The 3,969-nt window shown below is 74.1% G+C and carries 2 protein-coding genes; both read left to right on the top strand.

The window, feature by feature from the left end; genetic code table 11:
• Positions 1–2,352 (top strand): SDR family NAD(P)-dependent oxidoreductase (locus ABZ671_RS32490; protein ID WP_357865331.1); only part of this gene is annotated, 2,352 nt, incomplete at its 5' end.
• A 52-nt stretch (positions 2,353–2,404) separates the two neighbouring features.
• Positions 2,405–3,969: beta-ketoacyl synthase N-terminal-like domain-containing protein (locus ABZ671_RS32485; RefSeq protein ID WP_357865329.1), on the top strand; the 1,565-nt coding region annotated here is incomplete at its 3' end.

Genomic DNA, 3,969 nt, shown 5'->3' with positions numbered 1-3,969 from the left:
CCGGACGCCACCCTGACCGGGCTGGGCCGGCAGATCACCGACGACGCGGTCTTCATCAACCTGCAACACCGCACCCGCCCGGAAGAGACCGAACTGCTCACCGGCCTGGCCACCGCCTGGACCCGCGGCACCACCATCGACTGGACCCCACTACTGGCCGGCGGACGGCGGGTGGACCTACCGACGTACGCCTTCCAACGCAAGACCTACTGGGCCGTCGAGGAGGCCCCGGTCGCCGCCGCCTCCGCTGACCCCCTCGACGCCGCCTTCTGGGACTCGGTCGAGACCCAGGACTGGACCGCGCTGTCGGAGCGACTCTCCGTCGACCCGGCGGCGCTCGGCGACGTCCTGCCCGCCCTGTCCGGCTTGCGTGCCGAGCACCGCCAGCGCACCACCGTGGACTCGTGGCGCTACCGCCTCACCTGGAGTCCGGTCGCCGAGCCCGTCGACACCAGTCGCACCGGCACCTGGCTGGTCGTGGTCCCGGCCGCACTGGAGGCCGAGGACCGGGTGCTGCGGATTGTCAAGGAGTTGACCCGGCGGGGCAACGAGGTCGTGCAGCTCGACGTCACCGACCTCGAGCGCGCCGACCTCGCCGCCCGGCTGCGTGAGCTCGGCGAGACCCCGGCCGGGGTGCTCTCCCTGCTCGCCCTGGACGGCGCGGCGCATGCGCGGCACGGCACGTTGACGCGCGGCGTGGCCGCCACCGTCACCCTGGTCCAGGCGCTGCGGGACGCGGCGGTCACCGCGCCGCTGTGGTGCGTGACGGCTCGGGCGCTGGCGCTCGACTCCGAGCGCATCCCGGTCGACGCCGCGCAGGCCCGACTCTGGGGCCTGGCCACCGTCCTGTCGCTGGATCTGCCGGCCGAGTGGGGCGGCATGATCGACCTGCCGGAGGACGCCGACGACGCGAGCATCCGCCGGCTCGGCTCGGCGCTGCTCTCCGCCGACGGCGAGGACCAGCTGCTCATCCGCCCGAACGGCCTGTTCGCCCGCCGGCTGGTCACCGCGGCTACCGGCGGCGCGCCCGGCAAGCGGCAGTGGCGGCCCCGCGGCACCGTGCTGGTGACCGGCGGCACCGGTGGCATCGGCGCGCACCTGGCGCGCTGGCTGGCCGCCGAGGGCGCCGAGCACCTCATCCTGACCAGCCGCCGTGGCCGGGACGCGGCCGGCGCCACCGAACTGGCCGCCGAGCTCGCCGCGCGGGGCACCGAGGTGACCCTGGCCGCCTGCGACATCGCCGACCGCGACCAGGTCGCCGCCCTGCTCGCGGCGATCCCCGCGGACCGGCCCCTGCGGACCGTCGTGCACGCCGCTGGGCTGGCCCAGCGGCTGGCCGGCCTGGACGAGCTGACCCTCGACGAGTTCGCCGAGGTGGGGCACGCGAAGATCGCCGGCGCCGAGCACCTGGACGAACTGCTGGCCGATCACGAGTTGGACGCGTTCGTGCTGTTCTCCTCCGGATCGGCGGTGTGGGGCAGCGGCGGGCAGTCCGCGTACGGCAGCGCCAACTCGTACCTCGACGCCCTCGCTGTGCGCCGCCGGGCCGCCGGCCGGACCGCCACCGCGATCGCCTGGGGCGCCTGGCAGACCGGCATGGTCGACGAGGAACTGGCCGAGCAGATGCGCCGGCTCGGTGCCCCGGCGATGCCCGCCGACCTGGCCGTCGCCGCCCTCCGGCAGGCCCTGGACCAGGACGACACCTCGATCGTGGTGGCCGACATCGACTGGAGTCGGTTCGCTCCGACGTACACGATGGCCCGCCGCCGCCCGCTGCTGGACGAACTCGCCGAGGTCCGGGCCGTGCTCGACGGAAACGACGCGGACGGCGGCGCCGACGGTGCCGCGCTGGTCGCCCGCCTCGCCCCGATGCCCGCCGCCGAGCAGCAGCGGATCCTGCTCGACCTGGTACGCGACAACGTCGCCCGGATTCTCGGATACGACTCCGGTGCGTCCGTCGAGCCCGGCCGCGCCTTCGACGACCTCGGGTTCGACTCGGTGTCCGCAGTGGACCTGCGAACCCGGCTGGGCGCGGCCACCGGCCGGAAGCTGCCCACCACGCTGGTGTTCGACTACGCCACCCCGGCGGCGCTCGCCGAGCACCTGCACGGGGCCCTGTGCGACACCGGCGGCGGTGACGCCCTGGCCCACCTGGACCGGCTGGAACAGGCCGTCGGTGCGCTCTCCGCCGAGGAGATCGACCGAAACCGGGTGACCGCCCGGCTGCAGGCGGTCCTGGCCCGGCTCACCGCGGTGCTCGGCCCCGACGGCGGCGCGGCCGTCGGTGACCGGATCGACGCGGCTTCGGCGGAGGACGTCTTCGCCTTCATCGACCAAGAGCTCGGCCTTTAGTTCCGCGACCACGCGAACGCCCCGCCACCACGCGAAGGATCGGTGACCCCGGATGGGCAACGACGAAAAGCTCCTCGACTACCTGAAGAAGGTGACGTCGGAGCTGCACCAGACCCGCCTGCGCCTGCAGGAGGTGGAGACCGAGGAGCAAGACCCGATCGTCGTGGTCGGGATGGGCTGCCGCTACCCCGGCGGGGTCGAGTCCGCCGACGACCTGTGGCGGCTGGTGGCCGGCGGGGTCGACGCGATCAGCGAGTTCCCGGCCGACCGCGGCTGGGACATGGACGGGCTGCACGACGACGACCCGGACAGGGCCGGCACCAGCTACGTCCGCGAGGGCGGCTTCCTCGACGACGTGGCCGGCTTCGACCCGGCGCTGTTCGGCATCTCTCCGCGCGAGGCCCTGACCATGGACCCGCAGCAGCGGATCCTGCTCGAACTCGCCTGGGAGACCGCCGAGCGGGCCGGCATCGACCCGCTCAGCCTGCGCGGCAAGCCGGTCGGCGTGTTCGCCGGCTCCGGCCAGCAGGACTACGAGTACCTGCTCGCCGCCGCGCCGGAGGCCGCCGAGTCGTACCTGACCACGGCGACCGCCGCAGCCGTCATCTCCGGCCGGGTGGCGTACGCGCTCGGCCTGGAGGGCCCGGCCGTCACCGTCGACACCGCCTGCTCATCGTCGCTGGTCGCCCTGCACCTGGCGAGCACCGCGCTGCGCCGCCGGGAGTGCTCGCTGGCCTTCGCCGGCGGTGTCATGGTGATGGCCACCCCGGCACCGTTCGTCGCGTTCAGCCGGCAGCGCGGTCTCGCCCCGGACGGCCGGTGCAAGCCGTTCTCGGAGAGCGCGGACGGCACCGGCTGGTCCGAGGGTGGTGGCCTGCTCCTGCTCGAGCGGCTCGCCGACGCCCGCCGCAACGGCCACCCGATCCTCGCGGTGATCCGGGGCTCGGCGATCAACCAGGACGGGGCCAGCAACGGGCTGACCGCCCCGAACGGGCCGTCGCAGCAGCGGGTCATCCGGCAGGCGCTGGCCGACGCGCGGTTGACCACCGGGGACGTCGACGTGGTGGAGGGGCACGGCACCGGCACGGTGCTGGGGGACCCGATCGAGGCGCAGGCGGTGATCGCGACGTACGGGCAGGGCCGCCCGGCGGATCGACCGCTGTGGCTCGGCTCGATCAAGTCGAACATCGGGCACGCCCAGGCCGCCGCCGGCGTCGGCGGCGTGATCAAGATGATCCAGGCGATCCGGCATGGACTGATGCCGCGCACCCTGCACATCACCGATCCGTCTTCGCATGTGGACTGGTCGGCCGGAAGCGTGCGGCTGCTGCGCGAGGAGGTGCCGTGGCCGGCCGGGCCGGATCCGCGCCGGGCCGGTGTTTCGTCGTTCGGGGTCAGCGGCACCAACGTGCACGTCATCGTCGAGGAGGCGCCACCCGTCGAACCGGCGGAGCCCGCGTCGACCGCGCCGGCGGCGGGGCTGCTGCCGGTGGCGGTGTCCGGTCGTACGGTCGAGGCCCTGGAGGCGCAGACCGAGCGGATGGCGTCGGTCGCTGGTGATCTGCTCGATGTCGCGTTCTCGTCGTTCACTACTCGGGCGGCTTTGGATCACCGGCG

It is taken from the genome of Micromonospora sp. NPDC006766, from assembly GCF_040636055.1.
In the GTDB taxonomy this organism is placed as follows: domain Bacteria; phylum Actinomycetota; class Actinomycetes; order Mycobacteriales; family Micromonosporaceae; genus Micromonospora.
Note: the sequence above shows the minus strand (reverse complement) of the source record. Positions and strands in the feature narration are given on the sequence as shown.